We start from the raw sequence: 26539 nt of genomic DNA on the forward strand, positions 1-26539 counted from the left end.
TATTCCAAATATCAGTCCTGCCGCTTTCCTTCTAGGAGGGGCATCGATCCGCGCGTAGTTGCAGCCAAAACCAGCTAACGGCACTGAGCAAGACGCAGATCAGCATGGCGGCTGACATCCGCAGAGGCTGGCCGTAGACCCACGGCACCAGCCAACCGCTGACCAGCGAAAACGTACTCATCTGGCAAAAGCCCAATAAGGAGGCCGCCAACCCGGCCCGACTGGGAACTTGGGCCAAAATACGCATGGTCACCACCGGCATCAACATAGCCAGACCTGCGGTGAAAAAGGCGGGGAGCAACACGGCCCACGGCAAGGCAGGATGCCAGGCGCTGGCCAGATACCCGGTATAGACAAGGCAACTGGCCAGCATCAAGCCATAGGCGCAGCGAATAATCGTGATGTCTCCCCAATGTCGCACAAGATGGGCAGAGGCCAAAGCCCCCAACATGGCCCCGACCACCAAAGGCACAAACAACACGGCAAAGGCGGTTTCAGGCAAGTTCAAAGTATGAGAAATGAAATCCGGAGCAGCGCCGATCAGAAAGGCCTGAGCCCCAATCAGCAAACTTAAGGCCACACTCATGCCCATAAAAGGCACATCGCCCAGTAATTGCCCAATATCGCTACGCAACTGGCGCCAGGCCAAAGGCTGACGCTTACTGCTGGGCAAGGTTTCAGGCAAGCGACGCAGGCACAAGTAGCACGCCGCAGCGGCCAGGGCGGCCAGCATCCAGAACACAGCGCGCCAACCCAAAAGCGCAATCAATTGACCACCCACAATCGGGGCCAGCGCGGGCGAGACATTAAAGACCACGACGATATAAGACAGAGTCCGTTGCGCCTGTTCACCTTGATAGCAATCACGCACCATGGCCTGGCCAATCACCAAACCCGCTCCGGCCGACAAGCCTTGCAGTACCCGAGCAGCCAAGAGCCAATCCATGCTGGGCGCCAAGGCCGCCATCACCGAGCCAGTGATATACACCGCCAGGGACGCCACAATCACAGGTTTGCGCCCCCAGGCATCGGACAAAGTGCCATGCAGCAGCAACATCGCTGCATAGGCAGACATATACACACCCAAGGTCTGCTGCACGCTTTCGGGGGGTACCTGAAACTCGCGCTCCAACGCGCTGAAAGCAGGTAAATAGGCGTCAATAGTGGCAGGTGCAACGCAGGCCAGCAGGCCCAGAATCAACACCATCAAGGGATACGGGGGAAGCGAGGAAGGCAACACAGCTCTGTCTGAAATAAAGAAACAAACCCGCATAGGGGAGGTCTTTTTCAGGATGGACCAGGCTCGCCAGAGTGGGGAATGGCAAACGCCTAAAGAGCTTTGAACAATGACAGAGCTGGCCGCCCGGCCACCTCAATTCAATTCGCTGGGCGCAATCCCGTAGCGCTCACGAAAGGCTGTGGCAAAGTTGGTGGCGTGGCGATAGCCCACAAAATGAGCCGCCTGCTGTACGCTCCAGCCCTGCGCCAGATAATCACGTGCCAGCTCCAGACGACGCTCACGTAACCAGCCAAACACAGAACACTGGTAGGTTGCCTGAAACTTCACCCGCAAGGTGCTCGGACTCATGCAGGCCAGCTTGGCCAGATCCGCCAAGGTATGATCGTCACCCGGCGCGTTGTACAAACGTTCACGCACACGCTCCAGTAGCTGTCGGTCACGGGCAGTGGCCGGCGACTCTTTAGCAGGCTTTGGAGTCAATCCGTCCAGCGCATGAGCCAGCATTTGCAGGCTGACACCTTCCAGCAGCAAATCGTACGTCGCCCCCTGCCAGGGGCTGTCTATCAACTGCTCGAGCGTGTTGAGCAAATGCGGCGGGACCGTCCACTTCTGCATGCACAGTCCGGATGGGCCCATCAGTTTGGACAGGGTGTCGCCCAAGCGCGAGTCGCCCACGCTTTCCGCTGAACGCAAAGAGAGGTTAATACAGCGCAAACGTTGCCCGGCCGGGTGTATCCCGGTCAACGCGACCGATTCGCTATGCGCAATACTGACACCACTTTGCGCGACCAGGCTCAGTTGATTCTGACTGGCCAGGCGGGCTTGCGCGCGGCCTTGCAGCATCACAATGGCAGAGAACTGCGGCGCGCTGACGGAACTGGATTCGTAGTGATGGTGCGTGACGATATCTGACAGCACCAACTTGATGCCCGGCCTGACCTCGTGTTCCTGCACACGCCCCTCGGCAATGCAAAGCTGCTCCCTTTCCCGATCTGGGCCAACATAGTGAGGCAAACAATAGTGAAAGCCTGCCGGACGACCGAGTCGGTCAAAGTCCGATACTGTGAATCTGATCATAGGAATAGAGAAAGAAAACGATGTCAGCCTGGCGGATACGGGCTCAAGGCACTCGGGCCGATGGGAACAGAACATCCGACACAATGCAACTGAGAATAACATACATTCTCAATTATATGGCACCTCTAAAGAATTCAAAGAGTACGGCAATGCCTTGAATTAACGGAGTTTTATGTTGACCTCATCGTGCCAGGGTCTGTTCTTGCATCAAAATCGACACACAGAATCGCTACAATTTTGCATCTGTGCTGTACCTATTCTTCTTGCCGTTGATCACCTAGCAAAATGCAATCAGCTAAAGCAATCGGGGCATAAGCCCTTTTTTCATCACACCAATGGTTCCACATTTCCAAGCATGATTTCCCGCTCGACACCCCGCCTTAAATCAACGATTGGCCTGATTATTTTTTCTAGTCTGGCTGGTTTTTTCTGGTGGCTATTTTACGAGCGCTACTACCGCTATAAAGACTGCATAGAAACGGCTGCCTCCAGTTGCCTGAACGCGCAGGGAGACAACCTGATCGGCGCAGGTATGGTCTGGGCTTTGCCCGCCTTTATCTTTAGCGGCATCGCTGTGTACTACCTGTGGCGAGTCATCGGCCGCTGCTGTGCGAATAAACCTTAAACGCTATCCGCTTTAAAAACGACAGTATCAGCACAGCAAAAGCAGTTTATACACAGACTGCTATAATCCGGCCCGGCAATTAGCGATCCTTTTGCCAACACATTTTCTGCAAGAAGAACCTTTCATGAATACCAACGTACCAAGTTTTGGTCGGCGTCAGTTTCTCAAAATTCTTGGTGCTGGGGCAGCTGCGCTGTCAGCGACCGCGATGGGACTTTCGACAGCCGCCGCTCAAGTTCCCGCCGCCGTCCGGCCCTACAAACTCCTTCGATCCAAAGAGACACGCAACAACTGTACATACTGTTCAGTGGGCTGCGGCATCCTCATGTATTCCATGGGCGATGGCTCCAAAAACGCGAAACCGCGCATCTTCCATATTGAAGGCGACCCGGACCATCCGGTCAGCCGTGGCTCGCTCTGTCCCAAAGGCGCTGGCCTGCTGGACATGATTCACTCCAAGAATCGCCTGCTGCACCCCGAATACCGAGCCCCGGGCTCCAAAGAATGGGTCAAGATCAGTTGGAGCGAAGCCACCAAGCGCATCGCCCGTTTGCTCAAAGATGACCGTGACGCCAACTTCATTGCCAAGAACGAAAAAGGCCAGGTGGTGAACCGCTGGCTATCCTCGGGCTTTCTGGCCTCCTCGGCCGCGTCCAACGAAACCGGCCTGCTGGACTTCAAATTTACCCGTGCCTTAGGCATGCTGGGTATCGACTGTCAGGCGCGACTCTGTCACGCCCCGACCGTGTCAGCCCTGGCCCCCAGCTTTGGGCGCGGTGCCATGACCAACCACTGGGTGGACATCAAGAACGCCAACGTGGTGATTGTGATGGGCGGCAACCCTGCCGAAGCCCATCCGGTCGGCTTCAAATGGGTGATTGAGGCCAAAATCAAGAACAAGGCCAAGGTCATTGTGGTGGACCCACGCTTTAACCGTACAGCCGCTGTTGCCGATATCTTCTCGCCCATCCGCGCCGGCTCGGACACCGCCTTTTTGATGGGCATGGTGCGCTGGCTGCTGGAGAACGACAAGATTCAGCACGAGTACGTGCGCGCCTACACCAATGCCTGCCTGATTGTGCGTGACGACTTCGCCTTTGACGAAGGCATGTTCTCCGGCTTCGATCCGAAAACCAAGATCTACGACAAGTCCTCCTGGACCTACGCGCTAGACGAGAACGGCGAAGTGATGCGCGACAACAGCATGACGCATCCACGCTCCGTGCTGCAGTTGTTAAAAGCGCACGTGGACCGCTACACGCCCGAAGTCGTGGAAAACATTACCGGCGTCAAACAGGCCGACTTCCTGCAGATTGCCGAGGTTATTGGCTCCTGTTCGGCCAAGAACAAAACGCTGACCTGGCTATATGCGCTGGGCTGGACGCACCATACCGGGGGCGCACAGATCATTCGTGGCGCCGCCATGATTCAGCTCTTGCTAGGCAATATCGGCATGGCCGGGGGCGGCGTGAACGCCTTGCGCGGTCACTCCAATATCCAGGGCTATACCGACCTGGGTCTGCTGTCCTTGCGCTTGCCAGGTTATATGAACCTGCCCTCGGACAATCAGCAGACACTGGCACAGTACCTGGAAGAAACCACGCCCAAAGACGTATTGCCCGGTCAGGTGAATTACTGGAAAAACACACCCAAGTTCTTCATCTCTTTGCTCAAGAACCTGTACGGCAAGCACGCCACGCCCGCTAACGATTTCGCTTTTGATCTGCTGCCCAAATGGGATCGCAGCTACGACATGCTGGCCTACTTCGACATGATGTATGAAGGCAAGGTCAACGGGTACTTCGCACAAGGTTTTAACCCGCTGGCCGCGATGCCGGACAAGAACAAGACGTCCAAGGCCCTGTCCAAGCTGAAGTTCCTGGTTATTGTGGACCCACTGGTCACCGAGACCTCGAACTTCTGGCGCAATGAAGGTCAGTTCAACGACATCAAGACAGAAGAAGTCATGACAGAGGTGTTCCGCCTGCCGTCGAACTGTTTTGCTGAAGAGGACGGTTCCATCGTGAACTCGGGCCGCTGGTTGCAATGGCACTATGCCGGCCAGCAACCTCCCGGTCTGGCCCGTCATGATCCCAACATCCTGGGCGACATCATGATGGAACTGCGTCGCCTGTACGAAGAAGAAGGTGGTGCCTGTCCCGAACAAGTCCTGAACATGACCTGGGACGCCGACACCTATCACGACCCGCATTTCCCGCATCCGGAAGAAGTGGCCAAAGAGGCCAATGGCTATGCACTGGCTGATGTTTTCGACGAGAACGGCACGCAGATTCTACGCAAGGGCCAGTTGCTGGATAGCTTTGCGCAATTGCGCGATGACGGCACGACACAAAGCTACTGCTGGGTATTTACAGGTTCCTGGACCGAGAAAGGCAACCAGATGGCTAATCGGGACAACACCGATACGGGCTTGGGCAACACCCCTGGCTGGGCATGGGCATGGCCTGCCAACCGACGCATTTTGTACAACCGCGCCTCTATGGATGAAATGGGCAGACCCTGGGATGAGCATCGCCAGATTTTGCATTGGGACGGCCAGCAATGGACCGGGGCGGATGTTCCGGACTTCCCAGCCAACCTGCCTCCTGGTAGCCCAGCAGCGCCTTTCATTATGCTGCCCGAAGGGCTGGGCCGCTTGTTCTCGGAAAAAGGCATTAATGACGGCCCCTTCCCCGAACACTACGAGCCGGTAGAAAGCCCCATTGCGAAAAACCCGCTACACGAAAACGTAACGCATAACCCGACCGCACGGATTCTTTCCAATGACGCCGAGCGCATGGGCAATCGTCACGATTACCCGTATGTAGCCACCACCTACTCCATTACCGAATTGTTCCGCCACTGGACCAAGCACTCTTATCTGAATGCCATGTTGCAGCCTGAACAGTTCGTGGAAATTGGCGAACAACTGGCGGCTGAAAAAGACATCCGCCACGGCGACACCGTCAAAGTCACAACCAAGCGCGGTTACATCACCGCCAAGGCGGTGGTGACCAAACGCATGCGCACCCTGACCGTTGCCGGCCAGCAGGTGCAGCAAATTGGTATCCCCTGCCACTGGGGCTTTGAAGGTGAAACCCGCAAGGGCTTTCTGGCCAATACGCTGTCCCCCGGCGTTGGCGATGCCAATACGCAAACACCGGAGTTCAAAGCCTTTCTGGTCAATGTCGAAAAAATGAAGGGAGCCACGGCATGAATTCGCAAAACATAGTACGCCGTTCGGCCACCAACTCGGTCACACCAGCCCCACAGGTGCGTGATCACCAGATGGAAGTGGCCAAGCTGATTGACGTGTCCATCTGCATTGGCTGCAAAGCTTGCCAGGTCGCCTGCAATGAATGGAACGATTTGCGCGGCCAGGTGGAAGAAAACGTCGGCGTGTACGACAACCCCAGCGACCTTAGCCCCGACAGTTGGACCTTGATGCGCTTTACCGAGCACGAGGACGAAGCAGGCAAGCTGGAATGGCTGATCCGCAAGGACGGCTGCATGCACTGCGAAGACCCTGGCTGTCTGAAAGCCTGCCCGGTTCCCGGCGCGATTGTTCAATATGCCAATGGTATTGTGGATTTTCAGTCCGACCTGTGCGTGGGCTGCGGTTATTGCGTGGCCGGCTGTCCTTTCGATGTGCCCCGTATTTCCAAGAAAGACCATAAAGCCTACAAGTGCACCCTGTGTTCGGACCGCGTTACCGTGGGCCAGGCCCCTGCTTGCGCCAAAACCTGCCCGACCGGCGCCATTGCGTTTGGCTCAAAACAGGAAATGAAGGATCTGGCCCTGAGTCGTATTGAGGACTTGAACGAGCGCGGCTATGAAAACGCCGGTCTGTACGATCCTCAAGGTGTTGGTGGCACCCATGTCATGTACGTGCTGCAACACGCGGACGATCCGCAGCGCTACGCGGGCCTGCCCAAAGACCCGCAGATCAGCTCTGTGGTGGATGGCTGGAAAGACGTACTCAAACCTGCTGCTGCCGTAGCTGGTGCGGTGGCGGTGGCCGGTATGGCAGCCCACTTCATCGGTGTGGGCCCCAACAGCGTGGACGAGGACGAAGAACACGAGCACGACAAGGCAACGCAAGGAGACGATCATGAACAAGAAAAGTAATCTTGTGCTGCGCACCCCATTCCGTGAGCGGCTATGTCATTGGGCCGTTGTGCTCTGCTTTTTCCTGGCTGCCACCTCGGGGCTATCCTGGTTCTACCCCTCTTTTTCCTGGTTAAGTTCCTTTCTGGGCACCCCGCAATTGGCACGCGTTCTGCATCCCTTTTTAGGGATCGCAGTTTTCGTTGGCCTTGGCTATATGTTCACCCGCTTCGTAAAGTACAACCTGCCCGCCAAAACCGATCTGATCTGGTTTCGTAACGTCAAAGGCGTGATCCTGAACAACGCCAAGCAGCCATTGAAAATCGGCAAATACAATGCCGGTCAAAAAGTACTGTTCTGGCTGATCATGCTGTCTATCGTCACGCTGCTGGTATCGGGCCTGATCATGTGGCGCGCGTACTTTGCCGAGTTCTTCTCCATTCCCGTTCTGCGTCTGGCCATCCTGATCCACTCCGTGGCTGGGATTGGGCTGATCTTGCTGATTCTGGGCCATATTTATCTGGCGATCTGGGTGCGCGGCTCCATCACCGGCATGGTGACAGGCTATGTTTCCAAAGCCTGGATACGTCATCATCACGATCGCTGGCATGAAGAGCTTCAAGCGACCAAGAAAGACGTGAAGGAAGGCAAGGCATGAACGAAGTTCCTGTCCGTCGTTCCGTTCCATCGGAAGAGTCCACCCGGCACTTTGACCCCATCCTGCTGCCTGAATTGCATGAGCTGTACACCGCCCGCGCGGCCCGTTTGCGCGAACTGGCTGCAGGCCATGAGCTGGAGGCCTATCTGCGTTTGGCCGCCGATGTCGCTCAGGCTCAGGCTCAGGCTCAGGCTCAGGCTCAGGCTCAGGCTCAGGCTCAGGCTCAGGCAACAGTTTCACCTGAAAGCCGTTCCAATGCCGTGGCCGTTGATCCTGTAGAGATCGCTCGCCAAGGTACATGGGTAACGCATCTGGATACCATGCTGGACCAGCTTATCCCTGGTGCTTCACCAGCAATTACCCCACATCTGGATGCCCTGCGCGCCATGAGCACCCAGGCGCGTCTGGATGCAGGTCTGGCCCTGGCCCAACACCAGTTCCATTCCGTATCCCAGGCCCTGGCTCCTTTTTTGTGGGCGGCTTTTTCTCTGGACGTGGCTTTGGCAGCACGGACAGTGCCTTTGCCTGTGGCCAGCAGTGAAGAGTCCCCCAGTTGCCCGGTTTGTGGCAGTGCCCCTGTCGCCAGCCTGATCTATAAGGGCACCCGACAAGGTCTGCGCTATTTGCACTGCTCCTTGTGCGAGAGCCAATGGCATATGGTTCGCGCCAAATGCACCAACTGCGCCGATGCGGGCGATCTGGACTACCTGAGCTTCGACTCCACCGAAGCCGTGGTGCGTGCGGAAAGCTGCGGTCACTGCCACAGCTATCTGAAGGTGATCTCACAGGAACGCGAACCCAATGCAGAAAGTGTCGCGGATGACTTGGCGACGCTGGTACTGGATGATGCAGCAAGCGCAGAAGGTTATGGCCGCACCGGCCTGAACCCCTTTGCATTGCCTGATCAAGCCCTGTAAAGAAAAGCCCGGATCCGCATGCTGCCAATCCGGGCTTTTTTTTTCACACCTGTTTTACTACCCGCTTCAATCTCTGCACCAGGCACACTCTGTGCTCTGCGCTTCTCGCTGCATGATCAAAAGCAGTCGACAACCCCCTATTACAGACAGGCAAACTCTTCATCGCCCACAATGAGCAATGAACGATTGATCATTCGCCCCTCATCATAGAGATACGATTTGTTGTCCGGGTATTGGTTTTCTGAGATATCACAGGCCCTATAATCAAGAATGATTCCTGTTTAGCTTTCTGCAATCTGACCTTGATGAAAACCTCCTTACCCCGCTTTCTGCTCAGTGCCGCCACGCTCTGCCTGGCCTGCACGCTGCCCGCCCAAGCCCAACAAACTACCCGCCCCTGGAACGAATCAGTGGGCCCCACCATCGTGGATCAGCAACAAAGCCTATACCGCTTCGAGACGCTGATCATGTCCTCGGAAGACGGCAAGCGGCACTACAAAATACAGATAGGCACCCCGAACCGCCCCGCCCCCGCACGCGGTCATCCGGTGATTTATATGGTGGATGGCAATGCCGCCATGGCCAGTATTGATGTGGACGACCTGAAAGCCATCAGCAGCCTGTCTGCGCCGGTACTGGTCGCCATTGGCTACGACACCGAAGCACGTCACGATGTGATTGCCCGCTCCTTCGACTACACGCCTCCGGTCGCGGAGAACGGCGTCAGCAAGCCGGTGGAAGTACGGGGTCGTTTAGGGGGCGGCGCCGATATTTTTCTGGACTATATAGAAACGCACATCAAGCCTGCAGTAGAAGCGCGCGAGCCTATTGATCGCTCCCGCCAGACGCTGTGGGGCCACTCTTATGGTGGCCTGTTTACCTTGCATACCCTGTTTACCCACCCTGATCTGTACCAGCGGTACGTGGCGGGCGATCCTTCCCTGTGGTGGTACGACGGAATTCTGGTCAAGACGGCTCAGGCCTTTGATACAAGGCGGGCCAAGGACAAGCAGATCGCCATCATGGTCGGCGGACAGCGCCGCAGTACATCCATGAGCAATGCTGCGGCACAATGGTCCACACAGGATATGGCCAAGCATTTGCAAGAGGCCGGGCTGAACGTCAGCTACGAGAACTTCAGCGAGCTGAACCACGGGCAGATGCTGGCCGCCTCCTTGAAACCCGCCCTGCGAATTGCGGCCCAACCGTGATGCCTTCGAACCGAAAGCATCACCACTGAGCACCACATCAGTGCCCTGCCCTCAAGGGCGCTGAGCCGCCCCCACAAAGCCGCCATCGGGCAAGGTCAATACATTGAAAGGCGCCGGTTCAACCTCCGGCCCCTTGGTATGAATGCCATCAATAATGGCGCCTTGTTGCGGCGCTGTGCGCGATAGGGATCGCTCCCTATAGTTGCTGGCACAGGTACTTGATTTCCAGGTACTCGTCGAGACCGTAGCGTGAACCTTCGCGGCCCAGGCCAGATTGTTTGATGCCCCCAAATGGGGCTACTTCGTTAGAGATCAGACCGGTGTTTACACCAACCATGCCGTACTCCAAGGCCTCACCCATCCGCCAGACTCGCGCGTTGTCCCGGGTGAACAGGTAGGCGGCCAAGCCATATTCGGTATCGTTGGCCATGGCAATGGCCTGTTCTTCAGTGTCAAAGCGGAACAATGGAGCCACTGGGCCGAATAACTCTTCACGGGCCACACGCATGGCTGAGCTCGCCTCCCCCAAGACCGTGGGCAAGAAGTAGGTCCCGCCTAAGGGGTGGGGTTTACCGCCTAGCAGAACACGGGCCCCGTGTTCAAGGGCATCCTCAATCAGCTCACTCAGATGATCGACGGCTTTTTGCTCGATTAATGGGCCTTGTTCTACACCCTCATCCATCCCGTTGCCCACTTTCAGAGTGGCAACACGTTCGCTTAAGCCTTTGGCAAAACGATCATAAATACCGTCCTGCACAAGAAAACGGTTAGCACATACACAAGTCTGACCACTGTTGCGGTATTTAGAGGCTATCGCTCCCTCAATGGCGGCATCCAGATCGGCATCATCAAAGACGATGAACGGAGCGTTGCCACCCAACTCTAACGACAGACGTTTGATGGTAGGAGCACATTGCGCCATCAGCAAACGACCCACTTCGGTCGAGCCGGTAAACGATAGCTTGCGCACAATGGGACTTTCCGTCAACGCAGCCCCCACCACGCTGGACGAGCCTGTGACCAGTTGGAATACACCGGCAGGAATACCCACCTGCTCGGCCAGCGCCGCCAAGGCCAGGGCGGTCAGGGGAGTCAGGCTGGCGGGACGCACAATAATGCTGCAACCCGCAGCCAAAGCAGGCGCTACCTTGCGAGTAATCATGGCCGCAGGGAAGTTCCAGGGAGTAATGGCCGCACACACACCCACAGGCTGCTTGACCACCACAATGCGTTTGTCCGACTGGGGGTGCCCCATCACATCGCCGTATACGCGCTTGGCTTCTTCGCTGAACCACTCTACAAAGGAGGCGGCGTACAGCACTTCACCGCGCGCCTCCGCCCAGGGCTTGCCCTGCTCCAGGGTCATGATGGTGGCCAGATCGTCTGCGTTTGCAACCAAGGCATCGAACCAGGCGCGCAACAGCTTGGCACGCTCGTGCCCGCTGCGAGCCTTCCATGCGCGCTGGGCCACTTCAGCATCGCTTATGACCACTTCAACTTCTGCTTTAGCCAGGCTGGCGACATTGGCCAGGCACTGGCCCGTAGCAGGGTTCAGAACGGCAAAGGTATTGCCATCCGCTGCGCTGACCCAACCCCGAGCCGTCCAGGACTGATCGTTAGCCAGGCGGGGATTGTTCAGTTTATGAATCAATGATGCCGCTATAGTGTTCATTATGGTCGACCTATTTCTAAAATGATGAACCCGATCAAAAACATCAAGGTCAAACAATCGGAGCCTCAAAGAACTGAGGCTCCAGTTTACCTACAGAACATCCATATCGCTTAGGCCATCGTCATCAGGCTTGCATTCCCTCCAGCAGCAGCCGTATTAACGCTCAAGACTCGCTCCTGAACCAGTCGCTCCAACGCAATCGCATGGTCTCCTGGAGCTAATGCCGTAATACTGACAATCATTCCCTCTCGGGCCGCGATCCGTTGCTGCCAACGTTGCAATGAACTGGCCTGTCCGTGATGCAGCATGGCATCAATGTAGCAGCGCTCCAGATCATCAGACAGCGTAATGGCCGAACGCAGCAAGGCTGGCAAACGTGCATGTAGTCTCTGTGCCTGCTCATCATGCGCATCCCATACCATCTGACTGCCAACAGCCAACACGGCGCACAATTGCGCGATACGATCGCGCTCATTATCTGCCACGCCCAACACGGCCTGGCGAGGCACTAAGCGATAGGTGTTGGACTCCCCCGTTGGCCCACGCAGCTCAAAGCGTTGGTTACTGAAAAACGTCATCGGAGTACGCGTTGGAGCCAGTTCCGGATGCTGATCCAACCAATTGGCCAAGGCTTGTCGCGCAGACTCCTGTGGGTTCCCTAAGAACTGGCCTGCCCCGTCTGTGCCGAAAGGCTGACTGAGCGCCTGTTCGGGCCGCTCAGCTAATAAGCGATACAGGTACAAAGGTCCACCTGCTTTGGGCCCTGTTCCAGACAAACCCTCTCCACCAAACGGCTGTACTCCCACGACCGCCCCCACCGTATTGCGATTGACATACATATTCCCCACATGGCTGCGCGCCACAACATAGTCAATCGTTTCATCAATACGGGTATGCAAACCCATGGTCAGACCATAGCCCTTGGCCCGGATCTGCTCCAGCACTGCATCCAGTTGATCACGGCGATAACGCAGCAAGTGCAGTACCGGGCCAAATACCTCTTGCGTCAAATCGGACAGATCGGGCAGCTCAATCAAGGTTGGCGCAATGAACGTACCGTGGGCCGTTGTCAAGGTGCGGGCGGCTTCACCGCCCAGACTCAACTGATGGACGACATGACCCTTGGCACGCATTTTTGCAATATGGCGCTCAATCCCCTCTTGAGCCCGCTGATCAATCACCGGACCAATATCATTCGCCCACTCAATAGGATTGCCTACCCGCAATTGAGCCATCGCGCCCTGCAGCATGGTGATCAAACGATCTGCCGCTTCTTCTTGGACAAATAAAACCCGCAAAGCCGAACAACGCTGCCCGGCGCTATCGAAAGCCGATACGATCACATCCTGCACAACCTGCTCAGTCAATGCAGACGAATCGACAATCATGGCATTTTGACCACCTGTCTCCGCAATCAGATGCACCGGTCCCCCATGCCGACCGATACGTTGGGCAACCGTCGCCTGCAAACCACGAGCCACTTCAGTTGAGCCAGTAAACATGACGCCTTGCACACGATCATCCGAAGTCAGCTGTGGCCCCACCACACTGCCCCGGCCAATCACCAGTTGCACAGCCTGGCGCGGTACACCCGCGTCCCACAAGATACGAACCGCTTGGGCGGCAATCAAGGAGGTCTGCTCCGCCGGCTTGGCCAACACCGTATTGCCCGCCGCCAGAGCAGCAGCCACCTGACCCGTGAAAATCGCCAAGGGGAAGTTCCAGGGGCTGATACACACTATTGGCCCTAGCGGTCGATGGCTGTGATTGGAAAACTGGACCTGTACTTGCTGGGCGTAATAACGCAGAAAATCCACCGCTTCACGGACCTCGGCAATCGCATTGGCATAGGTTTTACCCGCCTCGCGCACCAGTATTCCCATCAGAGGCTGCATTTGCGCCTCCATGCCATCAGCAGCCCGCAACAAAATTGCTGCACGCTCGGCAGGCTCGACCGTAGCCCATTGAGGAAAATACTGACTGGCCGTCTGCAAGGCCAATTCCACCTGCTGCGCTGTCGCACTGTATACCTGACCGAGCTGATCGCGATGATCCGCTGGATTTACGATCGCCGTCACCACAGCTGCGGCCAAATCATCATGCGGCGTCTCCGTGCCCAACATGGCTTGCACCTGCATAGACGTGCTCGCTTCCTGCTGCAAGGTTTGCGAAAGCGTCTTTAACTGCTGCTCATCGGCTAGATTCAGTCCCCATGAGTTGGGGCGAGATGCACCATACAAATCGCGTGGCAAGGCAATGCCAGCATGCGGCAAGCCAAGCTGCCCCTCTTGCGCGGCCATTTGCTCGACCTGCAACACAGGATCACGCACCAGTTCGCCCAGCGCGATGCTCTCGTCCGCGACCTGATTCACAAACGACGTATTGGCCCCATTTTCCAGCAAGCGCCGCACCAGATACGCCAACAAAGTCTCATGCGTACCAACGGGTGCATAAATGCGGCAAGGTCGCCCCAGCTTGCCTTGCTCGGAGTGGCCCACCACCTGCTCGTACAAGGGTTCCCCCATCCCGTGCAAGCACTGGAATTCATACTGTCCCGAATGATACTGATCAGGCCCAGCCAGCTCATAAATGCTAGCCAGTGTCTGAGCATTATGAGTGGCAAACTGGGGATAGATTTGCTCTGGTGCGGCCAGCAGTTTGCGTGCGCACGCGACATACGACAGATCAGTGTAGGGCTTACGCGTATAGACCGGATAACCTTCCAGGCCGTCTAACTGCGCCCGTTTGATTTCACTGTCCCAATACGCACCTTTGACCAGACGAACCATCAAACGCTGATTACTGCGACGGGCCAGATCAATGACATAGTCAATGACATACGGGCATCGCTTTTGGTAGGCCTGGATCACAAAGCCAATTCCTTTCCAGCCCCGCAAGTCTGGCTCGAAACAAAGCCGCTCCAACAGGTCCAGGGAAATCTCCAGGCGATCGGCCTCCTCGGCGTCAATATTCAGACCAATATCGTAGTGACATGCCAGACGGGCCAGCTTTAACACCAAGGGATACAACTCTTCGTGCACCCGGTCAATCTGGGCACGGCTGTAACGCGGATGCAAGGCAGATAACTTGATGGAAATCCCTGGGCCGTCATAAACGCCACGGCCATTAGAGGCCTTGCCAATGGCATGAATAGCCTGCTCGTAATCTTGCAGATAGCGTTGGGCATCGGCCGCCGTCAATGCCGCCTCACCGAGCATGTCGTAGGAATAACGAAAGCCCTTGGCCTCCAGGGAGCCCGCGTGTTGCAAGGCTGCCTGGATGGTTTCACCCGTCACAAACTGCTCGCCCATCATGCGCATTGCCATATCCACCCCTTTGCGAATCAGGGGTTCACCACCTTTGGCGATCAGGCGCCCCAGCGAGGCCGACATTCCAGTTTCGCTATAGGTGGATACCAGTTTGCCCGTCACCATCAAGCCCCACGCGGCGGCGTTGACAAAGATGGGCGCGCCTTTCTTGCCGACGTGTTGGCGCCAATTGCCATGACTGATCTTGTCGCGAATCAAGGCATCGCGTGTTGCCGTATCAGGGATACGCAACAAGGCCTCGGCCAGACACATCAGGGCAATGCCTTCCTGGGACGACAAGGAAAACTCCTGTAAGAGGCCCTGCACCAGTCCCGACTTGCCGGTGGCGGTTTTACGCTGTCGCAACGCTCCGGCAACCCGCAGTGCCAAAGCCTGCGCCCGGGTCGCCATCTCACCCGGTAAACGAGCCTGCTCCAACAGACTGGGCACAAGCTCGGTTTCTGGACGCAGCCAGGCCCGAGTAATGGCTTGCCGCAACGTGGATTGCTCCAACCAAGGCGTCAAAGCGGCAAAGGAGTGGACTGCTGCACGAACTGGCGACGCGCACGCACCTTGTTGTAGGACCATGAACTACCCCTGCAATAAATACGAAAGACAGATTGATGACAAATTTTTCGCTATTATTAAGGAATAAATGTAAAATTTCTCACTATATTCACGCCGATCTATAGTGAAAAATAAATCATGAAAGACCAAGAGCACCAACTTGACAAGCAAGACCTGAAAATTCTGGACTTGCTCCAGCAAGACGGACGTATTGCCAACACAAAACTGGCCGAAGCCGTTGCCCTGTCTCCAACGGCAGCTCTGGCTCGGGTGCAACGTCTGACACGAGAAGGCTATATCCTGGGCTACGAGGCCCGGCTCAATCCGGCCAAACTCAAGGCAGGGATGTTGGTGTTTGTTGAAGTATTGTTAGACCGCACCACGCCCAACGTATTTGAAGAGTTCAAGCTGGCGCTGCAGGATCGACGCGAGGTCATGGAGTGCCATATGGTGGCTGGTGGCTTTGACTACCTGCTCAAAACCCGCCACGAAGATATGAGTGCGTACCGGGACTTTGCCGGTCGCGTGCTATGGAAACTACCCGGTATCCGAGAAACCCGCACCTTTGCCGTCATGGAAGAGGTCAAAAGCTCCATGGCCCTGGATTTAAGCCGGATCTGGTAACTGAAATAGTTCTTTAAGGGCGCCGTCCGCGCCCATCTTACCGTCAAGCCAAGCCGTCCTGCGCGATGCCAAGCGCAACGCTGAGGCGGCCCGACCTTGCCATTGTTACCTGCTGATCGGCCAGCGAGTCACTCACCCAAGGAGGGGTGTGAACTTACCCACAGCACGGTGGCGTCCTGCTCGCCACCGGAAATACAGGCATGTCCCATCGCGCTGTCAAAGTAACAGGAGTCTCCACTTTCCAGCTCCAGAGGCGCATAAAAATCCGTGTGTATCACCACCGTCCCTGTCAACACATAGATGAATTCCTCGCCATCATGCCGCAACAAGGTCTTAAAGGCCTTGGAGTCATGCGCCTTGATCGTCGTTACCAAGGGGATAAATTGCTTATCTGCAAGATCGCTATGCAAAATTTCATAACTGTACTGACGCGTATCGTGCACCACCCCTTCCCCCCGTCGAGACACGCTGCGTCTACCTAGGGGCGTGGGTTTGGAAGTGTGGCCAAACAGCTCGCCCACATGCACATCTAATCCTTGGGCCAGGGCAGCGATTTTTTCGTACGTCGGAGAGAGCTGCCCATTTTCAATCTTGGATAAGGCCGAGGCAGAAATCCCCGATCGCTCACTTAATTGTTGCAGGGTCAATTTGGCCTGACGGCGTAATTGATTCAGTTTGACGGCCAATACATTGACGGGATCATCAGGGGGGGTCATGGCAGTTTTTAAGGCTTCCTGGATGCACTACCTATGGAAAACCCTTAAAGAGGATTTTCCGATATGGCAATATTATTTCGCATAAGAAATATTTTTCTCAAAATTACAGGCATGCGCCTGTACGTTGATGGTAGATCACATGCAAATCCTGGATCAAGCTCAAACTGAGCACTCCATGCCTTTCGATCGTCTTTTTGATGCGATCGAATCCATGTTCATTGAAGGCTGCAACGTGCCTTTACGGCATAACCACGCCATTGAAAACGCCGGTCACGCAACCGGCACCCTGCTGCTGATGCCCGCCTGGCAAGCCGGTAAACATCTGGGCCTGAAAACCGTGTCCATTTTCCCGGACAATAACACTCAGGGCCTGCCTGGCCTGCACTCAACCTATACCCTGTTTGATGCGACTACAGGCAAACCACTGGCGGCCTTGAACGGCGATGTCATCACCTCCCGTCGTACCGCTGCCGCCTCGGCCCTGGCTGCACGCTGGCTCAGCCGCCCAGACTCGCAAACACTGCTGGTCGTTGGTGCAGGTCGGATTGCCAGCCTGCTGGCCGATGCCTATCGCACCGTCCGCCCCATCCGCACGGTCTTGGTCTGGGATCGGAATGCCGACAATGCTCTCGCCTTGGTCGAACGGCTAAACCGCGATGGCTTTGACGCTCATCATGTGCGTGAGCTGGAAAGCGCTGCACGACAAGCTGACATCATTACCTGCGCCACCCTGGCCACCGAACCGCTGATTAAAGGCGAATGGCTGCAAGCTGGCACTCACCTGGATCTGATCGGTAGCTTCATGCCCACCATGCGCGAGAGCGATGATGCCTGCTTTACACGCGCCACCGTTTTTGTTGATACCGATGAAGCAGCGATGAAATCGGGCGACATTCTGGAACCCATCAAATCCGGAAAATTCGATCCGGCTGACATTACCGCCACGCTGGAAGATCTGTGCCAGGGCCGACACCCTGGCCGCCAGAGTGCCGACGAAATCACACTGTTCAAAGCCGTTGGCACAGCCTTGGAAGACCTGGCTGCCGCGACACTGGCTTATGACCTTTGGCAAGAACAATCCTCTACTTTTACACCGGGCTGATTGGCTCAACGCGAACCAATAACAAGGAAACCCCTCATGACGGCAAACGTCACCCCTCCCGCACAACGTGCCTCCGCCAAGCGCGTTCTTCTGGCTAGCCTGACAGGCAGTTCTATTGAATGGTTTGATTATTTTCTGTACGGCACAACCGCCGCACTCGTTTTTAACAAGCTGTTTTTCCCTACCTTCGACCCTGTCGTCGGTTTAATGCTGGCCTACCTCTCCTTTGCCCTGACCTTCTTCATTCGTCCCTTGGGCGGTTTGATCTTTGCCCATATTGGGGACCGAATCGGACGCAAGAAAACCCTGGTCATCACCTTATCCATGATGGGCGGGGCTACCGTTCTGATTGGACTGCTGCCTGGCTACGATACGATCGGCGTCTGGGCCCCCATTTTGCTGGTGCTGCTGCGTCTGATTCAAGGTTTGGGGATTGGTGGAGAATGGGGCGGAGCCTTGTTACTGGCCTATGAGTATGCGGCGCCGAACCGACGCGGGCTGTTTGGTAGCGTTCCGCAGATGGGAGTGACCATTGGCATGCTGCTGGCCACCTTGGCCATGACCTTGATGAGCCTGCTGCCCGATGAGCAGTTCATGAGCTGGGGCTGGCGCATCCCCTTCCTGGCAAGCGCCGGACTGGTTTTTCTTGGCCTATGGGTACGTAATGGCATTGATGAGACACCGGACTTTCAAAAAGCCAAGCAGGAGGGTCAAGTCGCCAAAATGCCATTGGTTGAAACCTTGCGAGACCATTGGCGTGAAGTACTGATCGCCATCGGTGCCAAGATTGTGGAAACGGCGCCATTTTATTTGTTCTCGACCTTTGTAGTCAGCTACGCCACCAGCAGCACATTGCAGTACGAACGTTTTGATGTTCTTAACGCGGTGACCGTCGCCACGCTGGTCACCACCTTCTGCATTCCACTGATGGGACTGCTGTCTGACTATATCGGCCGCGTCAAAGTATTTATTGCTGGGGCAGTAGCCATGGCCTTGTTTGCCGTCCCTTACTTCCTGCTGCTTGACCAACGTTCTACCACATCCCTGATGATTGCTACGGTTGTTGCCCTGGGCCTGATCTGGGCACCGATTACCGCCGTGCTGGGCACCATGTTTTCGGAGATTTTCGCCACACGTGTCCGCTATACCGGCATTACCCTGGGTTATCAAATCGGTGCCGCCTTGGCCGGTGGGACAGCACCACTGATCGCAACATGGCTCATGAGTCGTTACGACGGCTCCTGGGTGCCTGTCGCGGTCTACATTATCGTTGCCGCGCTCATCTCGATTGCTGCCGTGTCAGCCGTACGAGTCCGCAAACCAGAATAAGCCAACAACAAGCGGGTTCGCCACGCTTTCCCAGACCGCCGATAAACCCCAGGTTCGATAACTTGGGGTTTATTTTTTTGTGCGCCAAGCCAAGCAATCAGACCGTCGATCACAGCAGCGTGATCTGCTCCTGGCAGACTCACCTGCGCTGGGCTGCAGATGCCACACAGTGATCCGAGCAACAACATTAAGATGCCGCACACCAAGCGATACCGGTAAACTGTCGCTAAATCCTTTATTTTGCAGTTCTTTTTGATGTCACCCATCGTGCCCCATACCTCTTTCAGTACCCTTCCCCTTTTGCCCGCCTTGCTTGAAACCCTGGATAGCCTGGGTTTTGAAAAAATGACGGCCATTCAGGAACAGAGCCTGCCGCTGATTCTGCAAGGCCGCGACCTGATTGCCCAAGCCAAGACCGGCAGCGGCAAAACCGCCGCATTTGGCCTGGGTCTGTTGCAAACCCTCAACCCCAGCAAACTGACGCCACAAGCCCTGGTAATCTGCCCCACGCGCGAACTGGCCGATCAGGTCACGACCGAACTGCGTCGTCTGGCCCGCCAGATTCCTAACGTACGTATGCTGACGCTGTGCGGTGGGGTTCCCTCGCGCCCGCAAACAGAAGCCTTGCGCAACGGTGCTCACGTAGTGGTGGGCACACCGGGCCGCATCCAGGACCACCTAGAGCGCGGCAACCTGGACTTGTCCGCCCTGAAAACCCTGGTACTGGACGAAGCCGACCGTATGGTGGACATGGGCTTTCACGATGACATCGTGGCCATTGCCTCGCACTGCCCGCCCCGTCGTCAAACCCTGCTGTTCTCGGCCACCTACCCGGAAAACATTCGCAAGCTCAGCGCCCGCTTTCTGCATAACCCCGCCGAAGTCAAAGTGGAAGCCCTGCACGATGCCAGCCAGATCGAACAGATTTTTTACGAAGTTCACCCCGAGCAGCGTTTGTCTGCTGTGGTGACCCTGCTGGAGCATTTCCGCCCCTGCTCGACCCTGGTTTTCTGCAACACCAAGATGCGTTGCCAGGAAGTCGTCGAAGAGCTGCAATCCGAAGGTATCCAGGCTCTGGCCTTGACTGGTGATCTTGAACAGCGTGATCGCGACGAAATTCTGGTGCAGTTCTCCAACCAGAGCTGCGCTGTGCTGGTCGCCACCGACGTGGCCTCGCGCGGTCTGGATATTCAGAATCTGGGGGCTGTCATCAACGTAGACGTCACCAAAGACAGCGAAGTGCATATCCACCGCATTGGCCGTGTTGGTCGTGGTGATCAAAAAGGCCTGGCCTTGAATCTGGTCTCGCGCAACGAGCTGCGCTGGGTCAAGCTGATTGAAGACTTCCAGGGCCGTGAAGTGAAATGGGGCAATCTGAAAGCCTTGCGATCTCAATCAAAAGAACCCTTGCGCGCACCCATGATGACACTGGAAATTCAGGGTGGCAAAAAAGACAAGCTGCGCCCCGGCGACCTGCTCGGTGCCTTGACGCGTGATGTCGGTCTGAAAGGGGATCAGGTCGGCAAGATTGCCATTACCGACGCCCGCTCCTACGTGGCCCTGGATCGTGGAATTGCCCGTCAATTCTTTGACCGTATTTCCAACGCCAACATCAAAGGTCGCCGCTTCCGTATGCGCTTTGTGGAAGACAAATAAGGCCTGCCTTGCTGACTACATACAGGCTATTTTGCTGGGTGCCTGTTTCAAATGACTGCTGGCCGCGGAGGGTCCTGAACCATGCCAGCGTGCCAGCTCTCGTATGCGCTCTATCAGGCTGGCAGCCGCTTCGCTCATGCTGCCTGTCTCTCGCGGGTAGGCCATCAATAACTCGCAACGCGGGCCACCACCGATCAAGGGGCGTGACACCACGTTCTTGGGCATGAAGTATTCCGCGTAGGTTGGCAACAAGGTGTAGCCCAATCCAGCTGCGACCAGATTAATGCTCATCAGGGGGTTGGCCGAATTGTAGGTATGCTCGGGCACCACCTTGTGATGGGCCAGATAGCGAGCCAGCACATCGTGCATGGAGCGGCCATAAGAGCGATCCACGGCAATCATGGGCAGGCGGTTCAAACGCGCCGGAGGAATCAAGCTATACGCTTCCAGGCGATGACCTTTGGGTAGATAGACCCGCAAGGGCTCATCCAATACCACTTCGCTACAAACATTGGTGGCTCGCACCGGGCCACGCATGAAAGCCAGATCCAGTTCCCCTCGGGCCATGGCGCCTTCTTGCTCGTTGGATGTCAGGCTACGCAGCACCACATCCACCTGGGGGAAAGCCGCCCGAAAAGCGGGCAATACCGCTGGAAAGATACGCACCTCTGCCGCCGGGACAAAGCCTATCGTCAGCACTTCCCTGGCTTGCGAAGCCGCCTTGCCCGCACGTATCACCGCCTCTTCCACTTTTTGCAAAATCTCGCGGGCGTCATCCAGGAAAACGGCTCCGGCCTCCGTCAACTCGACCTTGCGACGAGTACGGTTCAACAAGGGATAACCAATATCCTCTTCCAGATTGCGGATCTGCTCACTCAAGGAGGGTTGAGAGGTATAGAGCCGCTCAGCAGCACGGGTGAAATTCAACTCTTCCGCGACTGCAACGAAGTAACGCAAGTGTCGCAATTCCAAGTTAGTCTCCTGTCAAATTAGTCGCCCTGTCCGGCTCTGACCCGAACAGCATAGGGCTCGGCCTGCGGTATTTCTCCCGAACAAGCCGTTCTTGCAAGCACTATTGTCGCTGCTCCAAAGGCGTTACAAGCGACTGCGATTTTCATTGCTGCAGCGCAGCAATTGGGATTCTCGTAAACCCTAAGTACCTGTAAAGCCGCATCAATATTGGCCTTCAGACTTAAACCCTATACATGCCAGGGTCTTAAAGCCGACTTATCGGGTTTGCCGATCACCCGATCTAAAGCAAGTATTGGTCGAATTCATTTCAAGCTTCTACATTTTGCCGTTGGCGACAAAAACCTGTTTCGCAAAAGCACGCATTGCAATAGCGAGGAGCAAGCGATGGGAATCAACCCTGAAAAAATCGAAGCCTTGGTCGATGCACGTAATGGACGCGTTACCCCTTCCATTTACACCGACCCGGATATTTATGAGCTGGAGCTGGAGCGCATCTTTGGCCGCACCTGGCTGTTCCTGTGTCACACCAGCCAGATCCCCAAAGCGGGAGACTTCTTCAATACCTATATGGGCGAGGACCCGATTATCGTTGTCCGTCAAAAAGACGGCTCGATCAAGGCCTTCCTGAACCAATGCCGACACCGCTCGATGCGCGTGTCCTATGCCGACTCGGGCAATACCAAAGCCTTTACCTGTCCCTACCACGGCTGGAGCTATGGCACCAACGGCGATCTGGTGGACGTACCGCTGGAGCCGCGCGCCTATCCGCAAGGCTTGTGCAAGGAAAAGTGGGGTCTGCAAGAAGTGACCCGCGTCAAAGTATACAAGGGTCTGGTCTTTGGCAACTGGGATGCGAGCGCTCCTGATCTGGAAGAATACATGGGCGATATCGCCTGGTATCTGGACGGTGTGTTGGACCGACGCGAAGGCGGGACTGAAATCATTGGCGGGGTTCAGAAATGGACCATCGAATGCAACTGGAAATTCCCCGCTGAGCAATTCGCTTCCGACCAATACCACGCTCTGTTCTCGCACGCTTCTGCTGTGCAGGTGCTGGGCCAAAAACCGGGTGACGAAGACAAGGCGCTAGGTGCCGGTCAAACCGCCCGCCCTGTCTGGGAAACCGCCAAAGACGCCGTCCAATATGGCCAACGCGGCCATGGCAGTGGCTTCTTTTTTACCGAACAGCCCGATGCCAACGTGTGGGTAGACGGTGAGGTCTCGCAGTACTTTCGCGACACCTATGCCGAAGCGCACGAGCGCCTGGGCGAAGTGCGTGCCCTGCGTCTGGCTGGCCACAACAATATGTTCCCGACACTGAGCTGGCTGAACGGTACCGCAACGCTGCGCGTCTGGCATCCACGCGGCCCGAACCAGGTGGAAGTCTGGGCATTTTGTATTGCCGATGCCGCCGCTCCCGACAATGTGAAGGCGGCCTTTGAACGCAGCGCCACCCGCGCTTTTGGTCCTGCCGGATTCCTGGAGCAGGACGACTCCGAGAACTGGGCTGAGATCCAAAAAATCCTGCGTGGCAAACGCGCCCGTGGCACCCAGTTGTGCATGGAAATGGGCCTGGGTAACGAAGGTCTGCGTAGCGACGGCGTGCCAGGCGTCACCAACTATATCTTCTCCGAAACCGCCGCTCGCGGCCTGTACAAGTACTGGGCCGACCTGATGGTGTCCGAGACCTGGGATGAAGTCCTGGAGCGCAGCCGCGTCTACGAAGAGGAGTTGGTGAAATGAGCGCCGTCATTGAAGAACCGACCCAAACAGCCATCGTCGATATGCAACTGCATCATGAAATTGCTGACTTCCTGTACATGGAAGCCGAGTTGCTGGACGACTGGCAGTTTCGCGACTGGCTGGACCTGCTGTCCGAGGATGTGCACTACCACATGCGCAGCACCACCAATGCGCAAACCCGCGACCGTCGCCGCAGCGTGCAGCCACCCACCACCTGGATCTTTAACGACAACAAGTTCCAACTGGAACGTCGCGTCGCTCGCCTGGAAACCGGCATGGCCTGGGCCGAAGAACCTCCTTCGCGCACCCGCCACTTTGTCAGCAACCTGCGTATTCGCCCCACTGCCGACGGCCAGGGTTACGAAATTCGTAGCAACTACATCCTGTACCGCGCCCAGAAAGAGAAGGACGAGACCTGGTACGCCGGCAAACGCCTGGACTATGTACGCCGTGCAAACAACCGCTTTGGTTGGGAGCTGTATGAACGCGAGATCGTTCTGGATCAAGTGGTCATTACATCCCACAACCTGAGCGTTCTGTTCTGACCCTGCTCACTTTCCGATGTTGATTGATATGACACGCATTACCGCATGTGAAACCGGTGCCCTGGCCGATGGCGAGGCACTGAAGATAGACACTCCCGACCGTCAGATTGCCCTGTTCAATATTGATGGCACCTTCTATGCGACTGACGACCGTTGCACACATGGCAACGCGTCCATGTCCGAAGGCTATGTCGAGGACGATGGCACGGTGGAGTGCCCACTGCACGCTGCCCGTTTCTGCCTGAAAACGGGCGCGGCCCTGTGCCAACCCGCCACCGAGGCGCTACGTACCTATCCGGTGATCATCAGCGAAGGCATGGTCTGTATCGATCTGGAGGCCCAGGCATGAACGGCTGGCTACAAAACGAAGTCGCTTTGATCACCGGCGGCGGCTCAGGCCTGGGTCTGGCATTGGTGGAGCGCTTTCTCCAGGAAGGCGCATCCGTGGCGGTACTGGAACGCTCGGCAGAAAAATGTGCCGATCTGGAACAAAAGTTTGCAGGCAAAGTGCTGGCTATCCAGGGCGATGTGTGCAGCGCGGCGGACAACCAGAAAGCCGTGGCTGCCACGGTTGCCCGCTTTGGCAAGCTGGACTGTTTTATTGGCAACGCCGCAGTCTGGGACCACGGTGCCCGGCTGATCAACACCAGCATCGAGCAATTGGACACTGGCTTTGACGAGCTGTTTGCCATCAACGTCAAAGGCTATCTGCTCGGTGCCAAGGCAGCCGCCGCTGAACTGGTCAAATCCTGCGGCAGCATGATTTTCACCTTAAGCAATTCGGCCTTTTACGCCGAAGGCGGCGGCCCGCTCTATACCGCCAGCAAACATGCAGCGGTCGGTCTGATTCGCGAGCTGGCGTTTGAGCTGGCCCCTAAAGTGCGTGTCAACGGCGTGGGGCCCTGCGGCATGAAAACCGATCTGCGTGGCCCACAAGCCTTGGGCCAGCAAGATACGCGCATCATGGACTCGCGCTCACCCGACGCCATCAAAGCAATTTTGCCCCTGCAATTCTTTCCCGAGCCTGAGGAATTTACCGGCCCCTTTGTGCTGCTGGCCTCGCGCCAGAACAACCAAACGCTGACCGGCGTCATGATCAATGCCGACGCAGGCCTGGGAATACGCGGCATACGTAATGTGGCCGGTGGACTGGAGCTGTGATGCAGACACCTCATATTGTGATTATCGGGGGTGGACAAGCCGGAGCCACGGCCGCCGCTGAACTGCGCCGCCGTGAATTTGCCGGGCAGATCACCCTGGTCGGTGAGGAGCCGTACCTGCCCTACGAGCGTCCGCCCTTGTCCAAAGATGCCTTGTTGGACCCGGACAATGTGCAGCTCAACGTGCATCCGGAACACTTTTACACCGAGCAGAACATCACCCTGAAACTGGGGGTTCGTGCGGATACGATTGATGCTCAACAAGGCTGCGTCACCCTATCCAATGGCGAAACCCTAAAGTATGACAGCCTGTTGCTGGCTACCGGCGCACAAGCCCGCCGTCTGCCCGAGCTGGACGCGCTGGGTTCGGTATCGCATGTATTGCGTACGCTGGACGACGCCAACCGTATCCGTACCCAGCTCAAACCTGGCAGCCATGTCTTGCTGGTCGGAGCGGGCGTTATTGGTTTGGAACTGGCCTCCAGCCTGATCGCCTTGGGTGCCAGTGTAGAACTGATCGACCCCGCCGCCCGGGTCATGTCGCGCAACGCACCGGAAGTCCTCAGCCAGTATCTGCAGACCGTACATGAAGCGCGCGGCGTGCGCTTTCACCTGGGCACACAGGTCAGCAAGGCCCACCTCGACCAAGAACAGAAAGTCGTGCTGACACTGGACAATGGCCAGCAGTTGCAAGGCGACCTGCTGATTTACGGTGTCGGTGTGACGATTGATACCCGCTTGGCCGACAGCGCCGGATTGCACACCGAACAAGGTGCCATCGTGATTGATGAGCATGGTCGCAGTTCCCAGCCTGCCATTTATGCGGCGGGTGACACTACCGTGCAAATCGGTATGGATGGACGCTGGCAACGGCAAGAAACCTGGGAAAACGCCAATCATCAAGCCTGCATGGCCGTCTGCCACATGCTCAACCAGGAGCCGGCTCAGGCCAGCCCGGCTTGGTTCTGGACAGACCAATGCGATATGAACATCCAGTTTGCCGGGGATATGGCCGCTGCCCACTGGATTGTGCGCGGCGATCTGGACACGCCTCCTTTTGTCCTGATTGGTCTGGACCCCGAAGGGGCCATCTGTGGAGCCATCACCGTCAATCAAGGCCGTGACATGCGCCCGCTTAAAGAGCTGATCGAACGCCGGGCTGTCCTGCCGCTGGAGGTCTGGAACGACACTGCCCAGAACCTGCGCAACCTGGCCAAACAAATCGCACAGGCAACAAACAGCCCAGCCGCAATCGCTGCAGTGGCAGTCGAAGCAGCGGCCCCCTTACACCCATAATCAGAGTCAGGAGA

Annotated in this window: 21 protein-coding genes; 15 read left to right on the forward strand and 6 right to left on the reverse strand. The window is 56.5% G+C overall.

Annotated features, from left to right (window positions below):
- Nucleotides 1-31 precede the first annotated feature (31 nt).
- On the reverse strand, nt 32-1207 hold the full coding sequence (locus OKX01_RS13975; RefSeq protein ID WP_108728738.1) for a multidrug effflux MFS transporter: 1176 nt from the start codon (nt 1205-1207) through the stop codon (nt 32-34).
- A 165-nt stretch (nt 1208-1372) separates the two neighbouring features.
- On the reverse strand, nt 1373-2317 hold the full coding sequence (locus OKX01_RS13980; RefSeq protein WP_264671952.1) for a helix-turn-helix transcriptional regulator: 945 nt from the start codon (nt 2315-2317) through the stop codon (nt 1373-1375).
- Between the two features lie 172 nt (nt 2318-2489).
- Here OKX01_RS13980 and OKX01_RS13985 point away from each other — a divergent pair, with 172 nt between their 5' ends.
- The 6 genes from OKX01_RS13985 to OKX01_RS14010 all read left to right on the forward strand — a co-directional run bounded on the left by OKX01_RS13985 (nt 2490) and on the right by OKX01_RS14010 (nt 9835).
- Entirely contained in the window at nt 2490-2942 is a 453-nt protein-coding gene (locus OKX01_RS13985; protein ID WP_125277682.1) for a hypothetical protein, read from the forward strand.
- 124 nt (nt 2943-3066) lie between these two features.
- Nucleotides 3067-6159 carry a formate dehydrogenase-N subunit alpha gene (gene fdnG / locus OKX01_RS13990; protein ID WP_108727819.1) on the forward strand — a complete coding sequence of 1031 codons (3093 nt, stop codon included), beginning with the start codon at nt 3067-3069 and terminating at the stop codon, nt 6157-6159.
- On the forward strand, nt 6156-7070 hold the full coding sequence (fdxH, locus tag OKX01_RS13995; protein ID WP_108727820.1) for a formate dehydrogenase subunit beta: 915 nt from the start codon (nt 6156-6158) through the stop codon (nt 7068-7070). Before fdnG ends, fdxH begins: the two co-directional genes overlap by 4 nt.
- Nucleotides 7054-7707, forward strand: coding sequence for a formate dehydrogenase subunit gamma (locus OKX01_RS14000; protein ID WP_264671953.1), 654 nt, complete (start codon nt 7054-7056; stop codon nt 7705-7707). The genes fdxH and OKX01_RS14000 overlap by 17 nt, the downstream gene beginning before the upstream one ends.
- Entirely contained in the window at nt 7704-8624 is a 921-nt protein-coding gene (gene fdhE, locus OKX01_RS14005; protein ID WP_264671954.1) for a formate dehydrogenase accessory protein FdhE, read from the forward strand. The genes OKX01_RS14000 and fdhE overlap by 4 nt, the downstream gene beginning before the upstream one ends.
- Nucleotides 8625-8929: 305 nt before the next feature.
- Entirely contained in the window at nt 8930-9835 is a 906-nt protein-coding gene (locus OKX01_RS14010; RefSeq protein WP_264671955.1) for an alpha/beta hydrolase, read from the forward strand.
- Between the two features lie 196 nt (nt 9836-10031).
- Here OKX01_RS14010 and OKX01_RS14015 read toward each other — a convergent pair whose 3' ends face one another.
- Nucleotides 10032-11507: an NAD-dependent succinate-semialdehyde dehydrogenase gene (locus OKX01_RS14015; protein WP_264671956.1), complete on the reverse strand. Its 1476-nt coding sequence runs from the start codon at nt 11505-11507 to the stop codon at nt 10032-10034.
- A 110-nt stretch (nt 11508-11617) separates the two neighbouring features.
- Nucleotides 11618-15403 (reverse strand): trifunctional transcriptional regulator/proline dehydrogenase/L-glutamate gamma-semialdehyde dehydrogenase, encoded by a 3786-nt coding sequence (gene putA, locus OKX01_RS14020; RefSeq protein WP_264671957.1) that lies wholly within the window; start codon nt 15401-15403, stop codon nt 11618-11620.
- Nucleotides 15404-15520: 117 nt separating this feature from the next.
- On the opposite strand from putA, the gene OKX01_RS14025 reads away from it, so the two are divergent.
- Complete coding sequence (locus OKX01_RS14025) at nt 15521-16006, forward strand: Lrp/AsnC ligand binding domain-containing protein (RefSeq protein WP_094197427.1); 486 nt, start codon at nt 15521-15523, stop codon at nt 16004-16006.
- 128 nt (nt 16007-16134) lie between these two features.
- Here the strand turns inward: OKX01_RS14025 and OKX01_RS14030 are convergent, their stop codons facing one another.
- Entirely contained in the window at nt 16135-16722 is a 588-nt protein-coding gene (locus OKX01_RS14030) for a helix-turn-helix domain-containing protein (protein WP_094197428.1), read from the reverse strand.
- A 139-nt stretch (nt 16723-16861) separates the two neighbouring features.
- On the opposite strand from OKX01_RS14030, the gene OKX01_RS14035 reads away from it, so the two are divergent.
- The 3 genes from OKX01_RS14035 to dbpA all read left to right on the forward strand — a co-directional run bounded on the left by OKX01_RS14035 (nt 16862) and on the right by dbpA (nt 20809).
- Nucleotides 16862-17824 (forward strand): ornithine cyclodeaminase family protein, encoded by a 963-nt coding sequence (locus tag OKX01_RS14035; RefSeq protein WP_094198411.1) that lies wholly within the window; start codon nt 16862-16864, stop codon nt 17822-17824.
- 36 nt (nt 17825-17860) lie between these two features.
- Nucleotides 17861-19153, forward strand: a complete 1293-nt coding sequence (locus OKX01_RS14040) for an MFS transporter (RefSeq protein ID WP_094197429.1) — start codon at nt 17861-17863, stop codon at nt 19151-19153.
- Between the two features lie 255 nt (nt 19154-19408).
- Complete coding sequence (dbpA, locus tag OKX01_RS14045; RefSeq protein WP_094197430.1) at nt 19409-20809, forward strand: ATP-dependent RNA helicase DbpA; 1401 nt, start codon at nt 19409-19411, stop codon at nt 20807-20809.
- 15 nt (nt 20810-20824) lie between these two features.
- On the opposite strand, the gene OKX01_RS14050 is transcribed toward dbpA, so the two are convergent.
- Nucleotides 20825-21781: a LysR substrate-binding domain-containing protein gene (locus OKX01_RS14050; RefSeq protein WP_108727827.1), complete on the reverse strand. Its 957-nt coding sequence runs from the start codon at nt 21779-21781 to the stop codon at nt 20825-20827.
- 384 nt (nt 21782-22165) lie between these two features.
- Between OKX01_RS14050 and hcaE the strand changes: the two genes are divergently transcribed.
- Genes hcaE through hcaD form a run of 5 tightly spaced genes read left to right on the forward strand, consistent with a single transcriptional unit; the run spans nt 22166 to nt 26525 of the window.
- On the forward strand, nt 22166-23524 hold the full coding sequence (hcaE, locus tag OKX01_RS14055) for a 3-phenylpropionate/cinnamic acid dioxygenase subunit alpha (RefSeq protein ID WP_094197434.1): 1359 nt from the start codon (nt 22166-22168) through the stop codon (nt 23522-23524).
- Nucleotides 23521-24069: a 3-phenylpropionate/cinnamic acid dioxygenase subunit beta gene (gene hcaF / locus OKX01_RS14060; RefSeq protein WP_264671958.1), complete on the forward strand. Its 549-nt coding sequence runs from the start codon at nt 23521-23523 to the stop codon at nt 24067-24069. Before hcaE ends, hcaF begins: the two co-directional genes overlap by 4 nt.
- A 28-nt stretch (nt 24070-24097) precedes the next feature.
- Entirely contained in the window at nt 24098-24418 is a 321-nt protein-coding gene (hcaC, locus tag OKX01_RS14065; protein ID WP_264671959.1) for a 3-phenylpropionate/cinnamic acid dioxygenase ferredoxin subunit, read from the forward strand.
- Nucleotides 24415-25230, forward strand: a complete 816-nt coding sequence (gene hcaB, locus OKX01_RS14070; protein ID WP_094197436.1) for a 3-phenylpropionate-dihydrodiol/cinnamic acid-dihydrodiol dehydrogenase — start codon at nt 24415-24417, stop codon at nt 25228-25230. The genes hcaC and hcaB overlap by 4 nt, the downstream gene beginning before the upstream one ends.
- Nucleotides 25230-26525: a 3-phenylpropionate/cinnamic acid dioxygenase ferredoxin--NAD(+) reductase subunit gene (hcaD, locus tag OKX01_RS14075; RefSeq protein WP_264671960.1), complete on the forward strand. Its 1296-nt coding sequence runs from the start codon at nt 25230-25232 to the stop codon at nt 26523-26525. Before hcaB ends, hcaD begins: the two co-directional genes overlap by 1 nt.
- The last annotated feature ends 14 nt before the right edge of the window (nt 26526-26539 follow it).

It is taken from the genome of Alcaligenes sp. SMD-FA (assembly GCF_025960365.1).
Lineage (GTDB): Bacteria > Pseudomonadota > Gammaproteobacteria > Burkholderiales > Burkholderiaceae_B > Alcaligenes > Alcaligenes aquatilis.